14 protein-coding genes are annotated in these 17,768 nt (G+C 35.4%); 6 read left to right on the forward strand and 8 right to left on the reverse strand.

Translation table 11 applies throughout. From position 1 onward, the window contains the following. Positions 1-117 precede the first annotated feature (117 nt). Entirely contained in the window at positions 118-1,383 is a 1,266-nt protein-coding gene (locus HGPG_RS08615; RefSeq protein ID WP_019125679.1) for a Glu/Leu/Phe/Val family dehydrogenase, read from the reverse strand. Positions 1,384-1,779: 396 nt separating this feature from the next. Here HGPG_RS08615 and HGPG_RS08620 point away from each other — a divergent pair, with 396 nt between their 5' ends. Continuing rightward, positions 1,780-2,664, forward strand: a complete 885-nt coding sequence (locus tag HGPG_RS08620; protein ID WP_019125680.1) for a YitT family protein — start codon at positions 1,780-1,782, stop codon at positions 2,662-2,664. 72 nt (positions 2,665-2,736) lie between these two features. Here HGPG_RS08620 and HGPG_RS08625 read toward each other — a convergent pair whose 3' ends face one another. Genes HGPG_RS08625 through HGPG_RS08640 form a run of 4 tightly spaced genes read right to left on the reverse strand, consistent with a single transcriptional unit; the run spans position 2,737 to position 7,533 of the window. Continuing rightward, positions 2,737-3,426 (reverse strand): CPBP family intramembrane glutamic endopeptidase, encoded by a 690-nt coding sequence (locus HGPG_RS08625; protein WP_019125681.1) that lies wholly within the window; start codon positions 3,424-3,426, stop codon positions 2,737-2,739. Further along, positions 3,423-3,968: a 5-formyltetrahydrofolate cyclo-ligase gene (locus tag HGPG_RS08630; protein WP_019125682.1), complete on the reverse strand. Its 546-nt coding sequence runs from the start codon at positions 3,966-3,968 to the stop codon at positions 3,423-3,425. Before HGPG_RS08630 ends, HGPG_RS08625 begins: the two co-directional genes overlap by 4 nt. After that, positions 3,969-6,563, reverse strand: a complete 2,595-nt coding sequence (locus HGPG_RS08635) for a PD-(D/E)XK nuclease family protein (RefSeq protein WP_019125683.1) — start codon at positions 6,561-6,563, stop codon at positions 3,969-3,971. It abuts the gene before it with no gap. Next, positions 6,544-7,533 carry an RluA family pseudouridine synthase gene (locus HGPG_RS08640; protein ID WP_019125684.1) on the reverse strand — a complete coding sequence of 330 codons (990 nt, stop codon included), beginning with the start codon at positions 7,531-7,533 and terminating at the stop codon, positions 6,544-6,546. Before HGPG_RS08640 ends, HGPG_RS08635 begins: the two co-directional genes overlap by 20 nt. Positions 7,534-7,606: 73 nt before the next feature. Here HGPG_RS08640 and HGPG_RS08645 point away from each other — a divergent pair, with 73 nt between their 5' ends. Both HGPG_RS08645 and HGPG_RS08650 read left to right on the forward strand, forming a co-directional pair. Next, positions 7,607-8,302, forward strand: a complete 696-nt coding sequence (locus tag HGPG_RS08645; RefSeq protein ID WP_019125685.1) for an endolytic transglycosylase MltG — start codon at positions 7,607-7,609, stop codon at positions 8,300-8,302. A gap of 106 nt (positions 8,303-8,408) precedes the next feature. Then, positions 8,409-9,494, forward strand: a complete 1,086-nt coding sequence (locus HGPG_RS08650; protein ID WP_019125686.1) for a M24 family metallopeptidase — start codon at positions 8,409-8,411, stop codon at positions 9,492-9,494. Between the two features lie 79 nt (positions 9,495-9,573). On the opposite strand, the gene HGPG_RS10005 is transcribed toward HGPG_RS08650, so the two are convergent. Continuing rightward, entirely contained in the window at positions 9,574-12,582 is a 3,009-nt protein-coding gene (locus tag HGPG_RS10005; protein WP_315969241.1) for a metallophosphoesterase family protein, read from the reverse strand. A 159-nt stretch (positions 12,583-12,741) separates the two neighbouring features. On the opposite strand from HGPG_RS10005, the gene HGPG_RS08660 reads away from it, so the two are divergent. Next, positions 12,742-13,140 (forward strand): hypothetical protein, encoded by a 399-nt coding sequence (locus HGPG_RS08660; protein ID WP_019125688.1) that lies wholly within the window; start codon positions 12,742-12,744, stop codon positions 13,138-13,140. Positions 13,141-13,178: 38 nt separating this feature from the next. On the opposite strand, the gene HGPG_RS10275 is transcribed toward HGPG_RS08660, so the two are convergent. Next, positions 13,179-13,319 (reverse strand): hypothetical protein, encoded by a 141-nt coding sequence (locus HGPG_RS10275; protein WP_019125689.1) that lies wholly within the window; start codon positions 13,317-13,319, stop codon positions 13,179-13,181. A gap of 260 nt (positions 13,320-13,579) precedes the next feature. Between HGPG_RS10275 and HGPG_RS08665 the strand changes: the two genes are divergently transcribed. Then, positions 13,580-14,944, forward strand: coding sequence for an MATE family efflux transporter (locus HGPG_RS08665; protein WP_019125690.1), 1,365 nt, complete (start codon positions 13,580-13,582; stop codon positions 14,942-14,944). 61 nt (positions 14,945-15,005) lie between these two features. On the opposite strand, the gene trxB is transcribed toward HGPG_RS08665, so the two are convergent. Beyond that, the gene (trxB, locus tag HGPG_RS08670; protein ID WP_019125691.1) at positions 15,006-15,959 is read right to left on the reverse strand and encodes a thioredoxin-disulfide reductase; all 954 of its coding nucleotides are present in this window, start codon (positions 15,957-15,959) and stop codon (positions 15,006-15,008) included. Between the two features lie 68 nt (positions 15,960-16,027). On the opposite strand from trxB, the gene HGPG_RS08675 reads away from it, so the two are divergent. Further along, positions 16,028-16,930: a DUF2207 family protein gene (locus tag HGPG_RS08675; protein WP_019125692.1), complete on the forward strand. Its 903-nt coding sequence runs from the start codon at positions 16,028-16,030 to the stop codon at positions 16,928-16,930. Positions 16,931-17,768: the final 838 nt, after the last annotated feature.

The raw sequence follows: 17,768 nt of genomic DNA on the forward strand, positions 1-17,768 counted from the left end.
ATATAAAAATATCTGTTAGAGATTTACTCCCCAACAGATATTATAGAGCCCAAAAAAACCGCAACATAAGCTGCGGTTTTTAGTCATTTTATTAAGCTTGTCATTTAAGCCTTAGGATTAATACCATCCTCTTAGTTTCATAGCTTTATCAATTGATTTGATTGCGTACATGTAAACTCCTTCTCTAGGAACTACATCATATTCATCACAAACTGCGAATACGCCTTCGATAGCTTTCATCATGTCAGCTTCTTGTTTTTCTTCAACTTCAGCTTCAGTCCAGTACATTCCGTATTGGTTTTGAACCCATTCGTAGTAAGAAACAAGAACTCCACCAGAGTTAGTTAAAATGTCTGGAGTAAGTTTAATTCCTCTTTCAGCAAGAACCTTGTCTCCTTCTGGAGTAGTAGGTCCGTTAGCTGCTTCACAAACTAACTTAACATTAAGTTTTGCTGCAACATCACCAGTGATTACATTTTCTAGAGCTGCTGGAATTAAGATATCCCATTCGCCTGTCCAGAAATCATCTGCAGAAATTTGTTTTGCATCTGGGTAACCAATTAGTGTGTGGTGTTCGTTCTTATAAGCAAGAAGTTTTTTGAAGTCTAGTCCATTTTCATTGTATAGAGCGTAGTTTCCTTCTTTTTTGTCCCATTCAGCTAGAGCGTAAACTTTTCCGCCTTGTCTTTCAATGTTTTTAACTGTGAAAGATCCAACGTTACCGAATCCTTGAACTGCAATCTTAGCGTGTTTGAAGTCAATTCCTTCACGTTTAGCAGCTTCTCTAGTTACTACAGCAACACCAAAACCTGTTGCTTCGTTTCTTCCTTCAGATCCGCCAAGTCCAACTGGTTTACCAGTTAACATTCCGATATCTTGTCTGTCTCCGTTAACTTTGATCCATTCATCAAGGAACCAAGCCATGATTTGTCCATTAGTGTTAACGTCTGGTGCTGGAATATCAATTCTTTCACCAAGATATTTGTAAAGTCCTCTTATCCAACCTCTTGAAAGTTGTTCTAATTCTCTATCAGATAGTTCAGATGGATCTACACAAATACCACCTTTTCCTCCACCATATGGAAGACCAAGTGCTCCACCTTTGAAAGTCATCCAAAGAGAAAGAGCCTTAACTTCATCAAGGTTTACATTTGGATGGAATCTAACTCCGCCCTTAGAAGGACCAACTGCTGATGAGTGAGCTGATCTCCAACCTTTGAAAACTTTTACTGAACCGTCATCCATTTTTACTGGAATAGAAATTTCAATAACTCTTTCAGGTTCTTTTAGAAGTTCATAAACTGCTGGGTCACAACCTAGCTTGTCACATGCAGCCTTAACTTTTTGTTGAGCTGCTACTAACGGATTTAAAGTATCTGTCATTTTTAAACACTCTCCTTTATGTATATTCATGATAACCATTTCTTACAGTCATAATTATATCAAATAGAAATATTAAGTTCAAGTTGTGGAATTAACTTTAACGAATTGTTTATATTTGTACTTATAGCTTTAATTTTTAATTTTTTTTCGCAAATAATAATTCAAATCGTAAACAATGGTAAAATTTTTTTCTTTTGATTCTATCACCACAAGCTACTTCTTATTTCCATTTCTGTCAATTATTTTAGCACTTTTTTAGGTAATCATTTTCATTAAATTCAAGTAAATTTTTTAAAAGAAATTTGCCTCACAATAAAACTTTTTTTAGGATTTTTATTTTAATTTTCACTTATAATTCTTCTGCATTTAGTGTATCATAGCTTATGAGGTGATTTTATGAACTCAAATGCATTGAGTTTAAGAAAATGGATTTTTTCAAAGACCTTTCAAAGAAAACTTCTGTCAGTAATTGTCTGCACTTTAATAGTTTCCTTTTCCATTGTTTACATAATAAAACCAAATTTATTGATATCGGGTGGCTTGACTGGCCTAAGCATTTTGACATCAAATGTCACAGGCATAAGTCTTCCCCTCCTAATATTTATACTAAATATACCTACATCTGTTTTGAGCTTTTTCTTTTTAGATAGGGATTTTACATTTTTCTCTACTCTATCGATTTTGCTCCTATCTGTCTTTTCATCCTTTTATCAAAAAATCTTGCCAGGTTTTTATCTCACAAAGGAACCCATCCTTGCCTGCATCTTTGGCGGCCTCTTAAATGGTCTTGGTATGGGCATCGCCTTTCGTAATGGAACATCAACGGGAGGTCTTGACATAGTTGCGGCAATTTTAAAAAAGAAATTTAACATCACTATAGGAAGTGTCCTCATGGGCATCAACTTTATAATCGTAAGTTCCCTTGGCTATTTCTTTTCCATAGACAAGGTCCTCTTTACTTTAATCTTGATGTTTATAAACTACAATGTTGTAGATAAAATTCAACTTGGCGTTGGAAAACAAAAGCAAGTCCTCGCCATTTCTGAAAAAAACGAAGAGATTGCAAGAGAAATTTACAAGGAAGTCCACAGAGGTGCAACCTACATAAAGGGAGTCACTTCTTACAAAAAGAAGGATGTCTACATCCTCTATGTAGTCTGCTCTTCCAAGCAACTTGTTAAGATTAGACAAATTATAAAGGAGATCGACCCCGATGCCTTTGTAGCTGTATCTGACACTTCAGAAATTTTGGGCAATGGCTTTAGAGAACTTTCAGTTTAATCTTTAAGGGATTTAATTTTTAATTAACAGACAAAAACCACGGGCTTTGTAAATCAAAACTCGTGGTTTTATTTATTGTATCATTTGTCTTGCCGCAAGGTAAATTATAATTAAGCTCCAATCGTAAATTATGTGAATGATATAAGTGACGCTTAAATTTTTCGAAAGGACATAGGATAGGGATAGGCCCGTCCTTATTATTGAAATGATTAGGACTGCTTGCAGGAGGTTAAAGTCATAGGTGGAAAGGTGCATTGCCCCAAAGATTACAGAGGAAAGAAGAAGGGCAAAAATTGTCTTTAAGATATTATTTTCCGTCTTCATTTTATTTATGACAAACAAAAATGGAATAATAAAAATAATTTCTTCTGCAATAAATTGAATTGTGGTTGAGACAAAAAAGCTCTTGAAATTATCTGGCGTAAGCACATCAAATATTGGATTGGTAGCACCCTTTATGCCCAGTCTTTCCACTGCAATAGCTGAAATAATAACTGCCACTATAGAAAAACCAAGCCCAATAATTATATAGAGCAGGTCCTTCATCTTTATGGGCAAAAATATTTTTTTGATGAATTTTTTGTCCACCACTAAAAGTGAAAGTAGACATAAAATACTTATGGCAAGGGCGTAGATAATTTCATTTTTTACCTTTAGTGCGTAAAATAAAAAGCTAACTCCATAAAAGGATCCAATGGCTAGGACAAGGGCGAGGATCCATCGCCAGGTCTTAGCTTCTATCTTTGGGTAGTGTCTTTTCATTTAGCACCAAACTCGATTAAACCCTTATCTGTCAAAAGATAAGATAACTTTTTGTCGTAATCTTCATGAGGGACTTCTTCCACAATTTGATCAGAATAGCCAATGCCCATTCTTATAGTGTCAACTTTGGCAAAAAATTTGTCATAGTAGCCTCCTCCGTAGCCAAGTCTGTAACCCTCACTGTCAAAGGCAAGGCCTGGCGTAATAGTTAGGTCCACATCAAGGACTTCTTCGCCAGACTTTGGTTCAAGGATGCCCATTTTATTTGGCTCTAAGTCTTCTATTCCCCTTACTTCAACGGCAATCATGTCCTTGCCCTTTACCAGTGGCACCAAAAGTTTTTTGCCATCCTTAATTATGTCCTCAATGATTTTTTTGGTATCAACTTCACTTTTATAGGAAATAAAAACAAAAACTGACTTTGCCTTCTTATAAATTTCTAAATTTTTAAGATTTTCTCTTATTTTTTTATTTTTTTCATCTCTATTTTCAATATTTGCTCTAACTTTTGTATATTTTTTTCTAAGTTCTCTTTTATCCATTTAAATCTCCTTGTTCTCGCAAATTTCCCTGTAGTCGCAATTGTCGCAAGTGCTAGTGGAAGTGTAGTCCCCTGCTCTTATACTATTAGTCATCCTAACTATTTTCTTTTCCACATTTTCTAATAGGGCGGTCAAGTCTTCCTCTGTAAAATAATTTCTCTTCTTGTCGTCTTTTGGCAAGAGGTCAGAATTTTTTATGACAGTGGAAATCTCTGCCCTCTTCACAGAACCATAAGTGGCACTTGCTATTTTCTTACCCAGATTTTTTCTCGCTATAGCATAAAGTGGCATTTGAAAAGATTTTAAATCTAGAATTTCCTGTTTCGTCCTGCCCTTGGACCTCTTGTAGTCAATTAAAATTTCCTGGTCTCCCAGGGCATCAATCCTGTCAATTCTGCCCTTTACCCTTAGTCCGCTGACATCTGTTACAAAACCCTCTTCAAAGTATTTTGGCACAAAGCCATATTTTTTTTGCTCTTCCAAGTCCTTCTCAAGGTAATTCTTTAAGATGTTAAAGGAATTTATGACGGAAATTTTTTCAAGGAAGGACAGATCCTTAAAGTCCCCCAAATTTTCTTCCTCTAGAATCAATTCTTTGAGAACTTCAACATTTAAATCTCTTTCCCTCTTAAAATATTTCTCCAAAATGTGGTGGAACTTGTCCCCTTCACTTAAATAATATTTTTCCTCATATTCCTTTTCCAATCTTTCAATTTTGTAAACTCTCTCAAAGAGAAATCTCCTTGGGCAGTCCTTTAAAATGTCAAAATCTGTGACAGAATAATTTCTCTCCTTAATTTTTTTGTTGATTCCACTTAATTCAGTGGCAGAAACCTTGTAGTCTAGTTCTTGACTTTCATAGTCCAGGTCAAGTTTTGATGTGGCATAAATTTTCTCCTGATCTTGAATTTTTAAGTCCAAGTCGTAAATCAAGGTGTTTAAAAGTTTTGAAAGTCCCTTGTCCTTGTCCTCAATTAAAATAAAAATTTCCTCTGATGAAAGCAAATCGTAGATTAAATAGATGTAATCCCTCTGGAAATCCTCCCTTATGAGTCCAATCCTCTCCATGTCCTTTTCTGTTTCCCTATTGTAAAGGAAGTTGTTCTTATTTTTTCTCTCAAAATTTTTGTCAAAGCCAATTAAAATTAAATTTTTAAAGTCCCTATAATAGTTTGAAGAATAATTTGCAATTTCTATTGCCTCTAGGTTTTGAACTTCATCAAGCTTTGACTTTTCAAGGTATTTTTTCGTGATTAATACAAAATCAAAAAGTGAAATCTCCTTGTAAAGTGAGGAGAGATTTTTCATCTTCGAAAAATTTTCTTCCATTTTGTCGAGAAATCTCAAGTCCCGAAGTGCCAAAGTCTCTGGATTTTTTTCTACCTCTTCCCTTATTTTTTCTCGGCCACCCTCTAAATAATTTTCAAAAAATTCCATGTAATAATCTAAAGTCCCAAGGTCATCTATTTTTTCTTTTTGCAAAAAGTCCACGCCAGCAAAAAAATTCTCTGGAGAATCTGTATTTACTTCAAGGTTTTTTACTTTTGAAAAGTCTATGTCAGATAAATTCTTAAAATCATAGGTCATCAGTGCCTTTTCCAGTGAAATTTCATCTACATCCAGAGGAAAATACATAAGTCTCACTCTTTTTAGGGTGTTTTCCTTGTTTTTATTTAAAAAATAGTCCATGAGGACCAAAAATTCACTTTCGAGAAGGGATTTTTCACTACTTTTTACATTAAATTCAAGGCCTTCAAAGCCTTCCCTGGATTTTATCTTTTCAGCAAGACTTTTTGACCCACTTAAGATGCCAAGGTCCTGGACCTCCTTGTCCCTTAACAAGAGCTTTAGCTGAGAAAAAAATAAATTGTAAAAATCCTTATCTGATGAAATAATTTTTATATTCTTGCCCCTCAAGTCTTCTTTGTAGTCCAAAAATTCTGCCTCTTCCAAGACAAAACCAAGGTCCTCTAGGCTCCTTATAGTGGATGAAATCAAATCAGATTTTATAAAATTAAAGGGCAGGTCAAGGTAAATATTTTTGTCTGGCAAGTTAGCAAGTTTTTTTATAATTTCCTCTTCATTTTTTCTAAATTCCAAAAATCCAGAGATAATTATGCTGTCGTAGGGACTCTTTTCCAGAGAAGAATCCTTTAGCCTTCCATAAAGGTCGTAGCCCCTTTCCTCAAAATATGCCTTATAAAGCTCAAAAACTTTAGAAAGTCCCTTAAAAATTTCTCCGTCAATCTCTAAAATATCCTCACAAGACAAATTATTTTCGCAGATGTCGTCAAAAAAATCTAAAATAATATCCACAGTCTCTGGAAAAATTTCCATGTCCCCAAAATTTTCTTTTAAAATTTTTGAGAGGATGATGTATTTTAAAACGGAATCAGGCCTCTTTCTCCTATTCTTTTTGCCAATGCCGTCAAAAGTTTCGAAGTCTGTCTTTGTTATGTCAGTGCCCCTTCTCAGCATGTCCCTTATGTAAAAATTTATGGCAGACTGAGAGGGCAAGATGACAAGAGTCTTCTCGCCCTTTAAATTTTCAAAATTTAATTTTTCCCTTGGGTTTCTAAAAATTATTTTTTTCATTTAACAAATCACCTAAATTTACGCCAAAAATTTCTTCAGCAATATTTGTCATCTTTTCTCCTGGCAGATAAATAAATTTTTTGCCCTTGACATTTTCAAGCCCATCACACTCAAAAACTATAGAATAATTGTGGAGGAATTGACTGTCCAGTCCCTTGTCCCTAAAAATTTTATTGACCCCTTCATGACCATACTTTCTGTCGCCAATGATGAAGAGATTTTTTTCCTTTAGGGAGGCCCTAATTTGGTGGGTCCTTCCCGTTATTAAGTCCACAGCAAGTAGGGAGTAGTCTCCCTTATTTTTTAGGAGGTGAAATTTTGTGATAGACCTCTTGCCCTCATCTTCCTTTGATTTTTTCATGACATTATTTGCAGTTTTCACTAAATTTATGTCCACATCAAAATCTTTTTTCACACTGCCAGAAACAAGAGTTACATAATATTTTTTAATCTGGTGATTTTTTATGGCTTCATTTAAAATTTGCAGTGTCTTTAAATTTTTTGCCCCAATTAAAATCCCAGAAGTGTTTCTGTCAAGCCTATTGACAAAGGCAGGTCTAAAGGATTTTTCCAGCCTTGGACTGTAGTCCCCCTTGGCTATTAAATAGTCCACCATCCTATCTAGGGCATTATCCTGGTAAGCCTTGCTGTCGTTGTGAGTGAGCATGTTAACGGGTTTTTTTACCAAAATAATATCCTGGTCTTCGTACAAAATATCTGGCAGCTTAGAATTTTTTGACTTCTTAATATCTTTTTTAAATTTATTTATTGTTTCCTCTGACAAAAATAATTTAATTTCATCGCCCTCCGACAAAATATCTTCAGGCTTTGCCTTTTTGCCATTTAGGACAATATTTTTCTTTCTCAAATTTTTATATATGAAGGAAAGTGGCGCCTTCTCAAAATAAATTTTTAAGAACCTGTCCAGCCTTCTACCCTGGTCATTTTTATTTACAATAATTTCTCGCATAAGATCTCCAAACTTTTCATTTTTTAACTTTACTGATATAATTATATCAAAACAAGTTGAAAAGAGGTTTATTTTGAAAAATATTAACAGAGGCAAACTCTTTTTTATTAAATTTTTGCAAGTTTTCTTGTCAATATTATTTTTCCTCTTCTTGGTTTTCGTAATCAAGTGGAGAATGGACTGCCTTTATGTCAATTCAATTTCTCACCGCAATGTAAGTATTGGTATAGGCGACGAGCTTTCTAAGACTACCAACGAAATTTTAGTTGCTACTGGTCTTAGAGAAGAAGAATATGTAAAGCCAATTGTGGTAATTGACAATGAAGAAGAAAAAGAAGAGACAGCAGAAAATATGGCTACAAGTAAAATAACTATTCCTGAAGGCACAAATGCCGACGGACTTGGCAAAATTTTAATGGAAAATGGGCTAATAAAAGATTTAAATGCCTACAAGGCACTAATTGACGATATGCAAATTGGAGATAAAATTGTACCTGGCACTTACGACCTTAGCAAAGAGCTAACTGTGCGTGAAGTCCTAGCCATACTTTCAAACACAAGTCTTCAATCTTACAAGGTAAACATTGCTGAAGGCGCAAGTCCAGCTGACCTTGCAAATACCCTAATGGAACTTGGCGTAATCAAATCGCCTGATGACTTTATAGCTACTTGCAATAATCTTGGAGTTACAAAATTTGCTCCAGGAAGTCACGAAATACTCATGCCATCAAAGGTGGCAAATATAATTAAATCATTGGAAGCAAAATAATCTGTGGGAAACCGCAGATTTTTTTTTGAAAATTTTTATTCCTGGTCCTAGTCCATGGATATTATAAGCATTTTGTGATATATTTTAAAAAAGAATGGAGGATATTATGCACAAAAATAGAATTGATAGACTAATAAAAAAAATGGAAGAAAATAATTTGGCTCACATGATCATAAGCGATCCCTATGCAATTTTTTATCTACTTGATAGAAAAATTGAGCCAGGCGAAAGAGCCCTTGCCCTTTACCTTCACAAGGATGGCGACCTAAAACTTTTGATAAACGAACTCTTCCCCCAAGATGGTGATATTGGCGCCGACCTAATTTGGTACAACGATGTGGAAGATGGCATTGAAAAGTTGTCAAAATACATCAAGGAAGATGAAGTCATTGGCATTGACAAATTTTGGTCTGCAAAATTTTTGCTTCGCCTTCAAGAAATTTTCCCTGACAAAAAATACATTAACGGCTCAGATATAGTTGACGCAGTAAGACGAGTTAAGGACGAAGAAGAAAAACAGCTTATGCGTGAATCTTCTGCCATAAACGACAAGGTCATGGAAGAACTCATCCCTTGGGTTGTTAAGGGACTAAATGAAAAAGAACTAAGCGCCAAGCTAAAAGAAATCTACAAGGCTCATGGCGTGGAAGAAGTTTCCTTTGAACCAATTACAGCCTACGGAAGATCAGCTGCTGACCCTCACCACTCCACAGACGATACTTGTGGAAAGCTTGGCGACTGCGTAGTCCTTGACATTGGCGGAATGTATAAAAATTACGCATCAGACATGACTCGCACAGTTTTCATTGGCGAAGTAAGTGACAGGGCTCGTGAAATTTATGAAATCGTAAAGGAAGCCAACCTTCGCGGCATAAAAGCAGCAAGGCCTGGCAACAAGATGTCCGATGTAGATAAGGCTGCAAGGTCCTACATTGAAGAAAAGGGCTACGGCAAATACTTCACTCACAGAACGGGCCACTCCATTGGACTTGAAACACACGAAGCAGGCGATGTATCATCAGTAAATGACAGCATCATAGAAGTTGGACAAATCTTTTCCGTTGAGCCAGGCATTTATCTCTTAGATGAAGGCATTGGCGTCCGCATCGAAGACCTTGCCCTAATAACAGAAGATGGTCCAGAAGTATTAAACCATGTATCAAAGGACTTAAAAGTAGTTCCTGTAAAATAAGATTTTAAAGATAAACATCCAAAAAAGAACCACAAGCTATCTAAAGCTCATGGTTCTTTTTTTTGTAACTCTTTAATTATTATGCTGCCTTTAATTCTGCAAGAGTCATATATTTTGAATAAACTGTGTTTCCATTTTCATCTTTAATTGTAATTAAATGGCTTCCTTCTTTTATTCCTTCTGGAATTTTTAAATCAACTTTTGAAAAACCTGATGCATCTGTTGTTATTTTGCCAATTAGAGTTTGTCCATCAAGATAGATAAAGTATACTGTATATCCTTTGAAGTTTTTGAAAGTCAAGGTAATTTCATTCTTTGATTGAATGTTTTTTCCATCTAGTGTTACTATTGGATTTAATAAAATTACATTAGATTCCTTGTCTCTATCACGATTTATTATTGTGAAGTCATCTGAATCAATTTCAACTTCTGGCTTTTCTTCTCCATTGTCATTATCCTTTGGATCTTCATTGTTCTTTGGATCTTCATTATCCTTTGGATCTTCATTATCCTTTGGCTCTTCATTGTCTTTTGGCTCTTCATTATCCTTTGGATCCTCATTATCTTTTGGCTCTTCTTTGCTGTATGTGATTTTACTTTCTAATTCAAATACATTGCCAAATTTGTTTGTAAGAGTCATGACAAGAGAAACTTCATCATTATTCTTCAAATCTTTTTCAAGCTTTTTAATTGCTTCTTCAAGATTATCCTTGTCAATTTGTCTTTCTTCGCCATTCACAAAAACTTTTGTATCCTTTAGCTTGTATTCATCAGAAATATCTTTACTTAAATCCAAGTTTTTATCTTGACTTAAATTTATATTGCCAGGACCTTCTGTATTTACAGTCACTTCAAATTTATAAGTGTTATCAGGTTGGAAATAATACTTATATTTTCCATTGTTTTCATTAGTCATTCCGTCAACTGTTCCCACAGCAAGTTCTGTAATGTTTTTTGCGCCAAAAGAATTAGCAAGTTTTGATAAAAGATTCTCTACAGGGCCCATTCCATAGACCATATTCACAAGGTCTTTTGCTTCTACTTTCTTCTTATCAGTTTCCTTTCCATAAACTTGTTTAGCAAGCATGCCTTGGATAGTTGAGTTCTTTAAGGTTTCAGCAACATTCTTTCCAATCATTTGAGCAAGGAAGGCTTTTATCATTTGTCCATCATCTGGATTTTTTTCACCTTCAATTAAATTGTTAATAAATTTAAAGCTATCATTTCCTGCACCACTTAAGCCTTCTTTTTTGTATTCAATTTTTGAAGCTGCATCCATTAAGACATCTTCAATATCTCCACTTGCATATTCTAGTAGATCTCTTACTAAATCATTATTTGGGTCAGAATATTTTGCTACAGTAGCTTTAATATATGCTGGTTGAACTTCATCGCCCTTTAAATAAGCTTTGTAAGAATCATTAGCTATATCAGAAAGAGTTTTTACAACTGTTCCGTCTTCACTTGTGTAGATTGGATAATCCATCATCTTTGCAACAAGTTTTTTTGACCAATTATATAAATTTTCTCTTGTAACTACCTTAGTATCTACTTGATTTAATATATTGTCTATTGCGTCTTCTAATTTTTCTCCTCTAATTAATAATTTTGTAGGAATTCCAAAGACTTTAGTATCAATGGCAATTTTATTTCCCTTTCCATATAGTTCTGTGTTTTCTATTTCTTTAACAGAAATTTCAACTTCTGCTACTCCTGCATTAATTTTTTTAGATTCAGTTAAAAATTTATCGCCAAGGATCTTAATTATTTTTTCTCCATAAGCATTTTCAGAAACTTCTATGCCATTTTTCTTTAAAAGATCAAAAATCATTTTCTTGCTTTCAATTTTTGTAATGTTTTTTGAATCCAGATAATAATTTACAAGACCTGCAACAAGTTCTGGTGTCAATTGATTTTTGCTTGCATATTTCATAGCATCATCAACTGTGATTTTTTCTCCTGTAGCTGGGTCAGTGTATGTGAAGGAGTCGATTAAGTCTGTCTTCATATCAATTGTGTAGTCTTGTCCCTTTGAAATATTATTTTCAATTGTAATATGTCTAACTGGAAGTGGATATGTTACGAGAGAACCTGTTTGGATGTCGTAGAACACATTTCCCTTTCCGTCATCATATTTTGCAACATCTTGTGCGTGAAGGTGTCCTGTAAATAAGAACCTAACACCTAGGTTTGCTAAAATTTCTGATGGAGTCTTTCCATTTATTCTTTCATCACTGTCTTCAAATCTCGTGTCCCATTCCTTAATTATATAAGGACTCAATAGTTTTTCTTGCTTGTCAAAGTGAGGTAAAAAAGCATGATGACTCATAACTGTAACTACATCATTTCTAGAATTTGCTTCATCAACTTTACTTACAAGCCATTTAATTAGTGGCAATGTAACTCTTCCCTCTGTTTCTTGAATTTCAGAATGATCCTTAGTTGATTCAGCTGAGTGAATAGTTGTGTCAAGACCAATTAAAGTAAGACCATTTTTGTCTTCACCTTTTTCATTTTTAACCCTTACTACGTAAGATTCATAGCCTTGTGCATAACTTAAATTACGATTGTATTTTTTATTTACTTCTTCTAAATATTCTTTATATAAAGAAGAGTCTTTGTACTTATCAATTAGATTTTCATTTGCATAGACAAAATCCTTATAAATTTCCATAAAATCATCTGGATCTGTCCTTTTAGCTTCTTTCTTTTCACTACCACTAAAGTCATAGGCGTGTTTATTATTTATGTCGTGGTTTCCTGGAACTATAAATACTTCTCTGCCTGGTTTAGCATTTTTCCATTCACTTAGAATTTTCACGAATTCTTTGTGAGCTTCATATTCTCCGTCCTTAGTCAAATCGCCAGGCACAAAGATGTATTTTGATCCCTTTTCATCTATCTTTTTTAAAGCTGCCTTTAGAAGTCCAATAGATTCTGTAAAAAGTTTTCTGTCAGAATTTTTTGCAACTTCGTAATCTTCATTTTCGCCAATCATATCTTCAGGAAGAATATGAGTATCTGAAATTATAGAAATGTCAAACTTGTTTTCTGATTCTTCTTTTTTATTATCTTTATTTTCTTCAATATTTTTTTATTTTCTTCTGTCTTTTTTTCAGTATTATCTTTATTTTCTTCTGTCTTTTCTTCTGAATTTTTTGTTTCTTCTGGATTAGAAGTATCCTCTGGCGAATTTTTTTCATCATCTGATTTTTTTGTATCTTCTAATTCTTTTTTATCATCAGATTTGTTTTGGTCATCAGATTTATCGCTTTCTCCAGATTTATTTTCATCTTCTGTTTTATTATTGTCTTCTGTCCTATCAGAAGCCTTTTCTTTTTCTTCTATTGTTGTTGAATCTTCAGCAGTTGAATCTTTAGAATTCTCCTTCTTATCAGATCCTGCATTTTTGTCGTCAGATACTTCACTATTTTCTTCAGCTTTTTCATTTTTATCACCAGCTGAATTTTCTGTAGCAAGTTTATCTTCCTCTTCGGATAAATTTTTATTATCATCAGCAAGCTTTGCAGTAGCTGAATTATTTTCACTAGCTACAACTTCATTATTAGCAAGAGAATCTTTTGAAGACTTTTCTTTTGTGTCTTCACTAGCAACTTTATTTTCTGAACTTTTTTCACTTGAATAATTACTCTTCTCCTTGCTAACATCTCTTGTTCTTTCATCTTATGTTGATGAAATTTCTGTAGAATTTCCGCTTGTATTTTTGCCTTCAACTTCATCTGCTGCAAATACCTTAAAAGGTAGACAAAACACTAGAAGTAGAATGATAAAAATTCTGGAAATTCTCTTAAAATTTTCTTCCATTAAAAACCTCCTAATAAATGTGAATTTTACCTAAGTTACTTTCCTACTAAGGGGAATTCTATCATTCAAATATAAAAAATAAGTTTATATAATGTAAAATAAATTATATTTCTTTTTGACTATTTCTTAAAAGACATTAATAAATTTTTACTCAGCAAATTCTAAATAATAAGTCCTAACTTTGAAAAATTTTTTCTTTTCAAGTACAATATTATTTATTCACAAGAGAAATTTTTACAAGATGAATTTAAATTAATGGAATGATAAAAGTGAAAGATAAAGAAATTACAAATATTGAAAAAAATTTAATGACTGAAGGAAGCATTTGGAAGACAATTCTCATCTTCTCCATACCTCTAATCCTTGGCAACCTTCTTCAACAGACCTACAACACCATCGACTCCATGATAGTTGGAAACTTCGTGGGAAGTAATGCCTTGGCAGCCGTTGGGTCAAGCACAGCTCTAATAAACCTACTCATATCCTTTGCCCAGGGCATAGCTGTTGGCTCTGGCATAATTCTTGCCCAGTCCCTTGGCTCTAATGCAAGAAAGGATGTGAGGGTCTCCATCCACACTTCCCTGGCTCTTGCCCTAGTCCTTGGCATCTCCATTTCCATCTTGGGCTACATCTTTGCCCCCTGGTTTTTGGAAAAGATGCAGACCCCAAGTGAAGTCATGCCCGAGTCTATCGAATATCTAAGAGTTTTTTCTCTGGGTCTTGTCTTTAATGTCATCTACAACATGGAGGCAGGCATCTTAAATGCTGTAGGAAATTCAAAGCGCTCCCTCTTATACCTTTTTATAGCATCAGCTACCAATGTAGTCCTAGATTTTTTATTCATCAAAAATTTTGCCATGGGCGTAAAAGGTGCAGCCATTGCCACAAACATCAGCCAATTTATTTCTGCCCTACTGGCACTTTTGTTTTTGCTAAGAGTTCCTGAAATCTATAAAGTTCGCTTGAAGAAGATAAAAATCCACAGGGACATGGCACTCCGCATAATAAAAGTTGGCATACCAACAGCAATTCAAGGGGCAGTAATATCTTTATCCAATGTAATAATGCAGTCTAGCGTCAATGCCTTTGGGCCCATGCCCATGGCAGGCTTCGGCGCCTTTGTAAAGATCGACGGCTTTAACATCTTGCCCGTCCTAAGTCTCAGCCTTGCCATAACAACCTTTGCTGGGCAAAACTACGGGGCAGGCAAAATTGACAGGGTGAAGAAAGGAATGTGGACTACCCTTCTTATGACTATCATCTACACAATAATTTCTGGCACCATGCTTTACAAGTTTGCACCAAGGGTCATTGCCCTCTTCACTCAGGAGCCTGATGTAATTGCAGCAGGAGTTCTCGCCACAAAATTTTTCTGTCCCTTCTACTTTCTTCTTGCCATCCTCCACTCCCTGGCAGCCACAGTGAGGGGCACTGGAAGGACAGTGCCACCAATGATAATAATGCTCTTGTCCCTTTGCCTCTTTAGGATTCTTGCCGCAAAATTTGTAATTCCACATTACATGGCAATAGAAAATGTCTACCTTCTCTATCCCATCTCCTGGACTCTGGGCGCAGTCCTCATGGTTGCCTACACTCTAAAGGCAGATTGGACAAGGGAAATTTAGGCAATAAAAAAACATTGTTTGAAATTTTACCTTCAATCAATGTTTTTCTTTTTGCAAAATTTTATTTATTTTCCTTGAAACCTTCGTAAAGATTTCCTTCTTCTTCGTCAATATATTTTTGCGCATTCATGGCAGCAACAGCACCGTCACCAGCTGCGTTGACAACTTGGCGAACAGTCTTCTTTCTTATATCTCCAGCTGCAAAAACTCCTGGCACATTTGTCCTCATCTCTTCGTCAGTCTTGATGTAGCCATCATCAGTTAAGTCTACCTTGCCCTTAAACATTTCTGTCTTAGGAACATAGCCGATAAAGACAAAGATGCCGAAAGGATCGTCAGCCTTGATTGACCTTTCCTCGCCAGTCTTAGTGTCCTTTAAAATCATTTCGTTGACAATCTTGTCGCCCCTTATTTCCTTTACAGTAGTGTTCCAAATAAAATCAATTTTGTCGTTATTAAAGGCCTTTTCTTGAAGGACCTTTGAAGCCCTAAGCTCGTCCCTTCTGTGAATGATGTAAACTTTCTTGGCAAAATTTGTGATGAAAATTGCCTCTTGAACAGCAGAGTCGCCGCCGCCCACAACATAAACAGTTTCATCTTCGTAGAAGGCAGCGTCACAAGTTGAGCAGTAGCTTACGCCACGACCCTTGTATTCTTTTTCACCAGGCGCACCAATTTCTCTTGGAGAAGCACCAGTGGCAATGATGACTGCCTTGGCTTCGTAAGAATCCACATGACCCTTGATCCTTTTGACCTTGCCTTCAAGTTCAATGTCTTCCACTTCGTCCATGACAATTTCTGCCCCAAACTTTTTCGCTTGGCCAGCCATTCTCTTTCCTAGTTCAACACCATCAATAGCATCAATCCCAGGATAATTTTCAACATTAGTAGTCTCAGCGATTTGTCCGCCTTCGATTCCCTTTTCTATAATTAAAGTTTTCTTTTTACTTCTAGCCGCATAAAGACCTGCAGATAAACCAGCAGGACCTCCACCAATTATAATAATATCGTACATTCAATCCCTCCAATATAAATATTATACCCAAAAAAATTTTTTTGTATATAATAGAAAGAGGTGATTAAATGGAATTAAAAATGAACTTATCAAGCACATACTTTTTGACAATAAATATCTTGCTCATTCTCTTGTCCCTCTTCATGGCATATCTTTTAGCCAAGAAAAAAGAAGGCCCAGCAAAATATAGAGATCTAGACCTAAAATATTACGAGAAGGGTTACCTCTACAAGGGACCAAACTTTATCTACAACACCATAATAGCCATGATAGTAAAAGTTATTGGCGAGGGCCATGTAGAAATTGAAAAAAATTTTTACACTACAAAATCTGGCGAAGAAAAAATTTCCTTCAAGCTTAAAAATTTAAGGGCAGAAGGACTCGATGATGGAGAGAAAAAACTTTTTGACACCCTCTTTTCCTTTGGCGATGGAGAAATTTCAACTCGCACTTTGGATAAAATGAGAAGGCGAGAACCCGACAACTACAACAAAAAATTCAACGACTTTATATATTACTTGGAAGAAGAAATGGTGGCAAAAAAACTTTTTACTAGAGAAAAAAAGACCCTCAAAATTTTATTATCCTTTGTAGTCTTTTCCCTCTTGTTTTTCGTGGGCATAGTCACAGTCTACAACGAAAAATTCTTTGGCATAATAAGCATAGTCTTGGCTCTAGTCTTTTACGCTAGGCTCATAACGACCTTCTCCAAGATGACAGAGCTTGGCAACAAAAAATATAGAGAACTAGAAAAAGTAGAAGAAGAACTATTGAAGGGCTTGGGAGATGAAGAAGAAGACTTTCTCCTTGCCATTGCCTTTGGACTAAAGATGGAAAACATTAGGGCGATTTATGAAAATATAATCGTGAAGGATCCAGAAATAAGGGACTGGCAAATCTTTTTCGAAAAAGATTTTTATAAAAACTTTAAAGTTGCGCTCGTGGGAGGTCATTTGTTAGTGAGGGGCTAAAGCTTCGCTTTAAGAACAAATTTAAAAAGTTTTTTCTTAAAAAATATTTTTTTATTTCTTATTTAAAGCCTGCGGCTTTAGCACTTATAAGGAGGGGGTTAAGGGGCATTGCGAGGCCCCTTTTCCCCCTCCTTAAACCACCCCCTTTGAACCCCACGCCCTGGCAGGGGCCTTTGCCAACAGCCCCGAGCAGCAGCCAGCCTAAAATTCAAAACTAGGTCGCTCAAACTTTTAAAACTGAAAAATTTTTATTAACTGGAGTTAGTTATTTGACTAACTCTATTTTTTTTATCGCGACCGTCGCGCGAACCTAATCAACTCAAAGTTCGCTTCGCTCCTTTTCGTTGTTAGGGTTCGTCGGTTGAGCGACTGAATTTGCTTCGCAAATATCAATCGCTCATTCACAGTTGAATTTTTTAACGGCTGTCTTGCTTTACGGGGTTATAAAAGATTACAGTTTGGTTTTACCTTTACAGAGAATCTTCGTTACAAGCAACCGAAAACTTTCACTTCTTCAATTAAGATCTCTTAGAGAAAAAATTTAAAACAATAAAATAAACTGAGCAACAATGCCCAGTTTGATCTCGAGTTTTAATTTAATTTTCAAAAATAAACTTGGCAAGAGTGCCCAGCTTATAGTTATAGTTGTAAGGCAGTTGCCTTTGCTAATAAACAGTCGAAGCCATAAGGCAGTAAGCAAAAAGTTCGAAGGCGTTAAAAAATTTTGCTGTTTGAGCTCGAAGAACGAGTTCAAAATTTTAGCCGTAGGACTTTTTGCGTAGCCGAGGGTCGAGGCCCCTGCCAGGGCACGGGGGTGTGGGGGAGGTCAAAGGAGGGG

Origin of the sequence: Peptoniphilus grossensis ph5, assembly GCF_000311825.1 — a bacterium.
Classification (GTDB): Bacteria; Bacillota; Clostridia; order Tissierellales; family Peptoniphilaceae; genus Peptoniphilus_A; species Peptoniphilus_A hominis.